Origin of the sequence: Pseudomonas sp. JV245A (assembly GCF_032424515.1) — a bacterium.
Taxonomy (GTDB): domain Bacteria; phylum Pseudomonadota; class Gammaproteobacteria; order Pseudomonadales; family Pseudomonadaceae; genus Aquipseudomonas; species Aquipseudomonas protegens.
This window is the reverse complement of sequence record NZ_VYKE01000607.1, coordinates 1-319: the sequence shown is the minus strand read 5'-3', so window position 1 is coordinate 319 and position 319 is coordinate 1. Positions and strand designations below refer to the sequence as shown.

The following is a 319-nucleotide window of genomic DNA, read 5'->3' as shown; positions in this document are numbered from 1 at the left end:
CTATGACCGCTGGCGTTTCAGCCGCGGCAGCGAAACCCGCGAAGTCCTGGTGCGTGGCGATTACCTGTGCGACGACGGTGAGGTGGCCCGGCGCTGGGCCCTGGCCGGCCACGGCATTGTCTACAAGGCCCGGCTGGATGTGGCCGAGGACATCCGCGCCGGGCGCCTGGTGCCGCTGCTCGGCGACTGGCAAGGGGAACCGGCCCCCTTCAACTTGCTGTGCCCCCATCGCCTACAGGTTTCCCAGCGGGTGCGCCTGCTGCACAGCTTTGTGTTGCAGCGCTGCCGGGCGCTGTGCCCCTGACCCGCAGCGGCTCCG

At 70.2% G+C, this 319-nt stretch carries 1 protein-coding gene; it reads left to right on the top strand.

Translation table 11 applies throughout. The features are described from left to right. A partial coding sequence (locus F6S12_RS33255; protein WP_315870053.1) for a LysR substrate-binding domain-containing protein occupies window positions 1–304 on the top strand: 304 nt, incomplete at its 5' end. Between the last annotated feature and the right edge of the window lie 15 nt (window positions 305–319).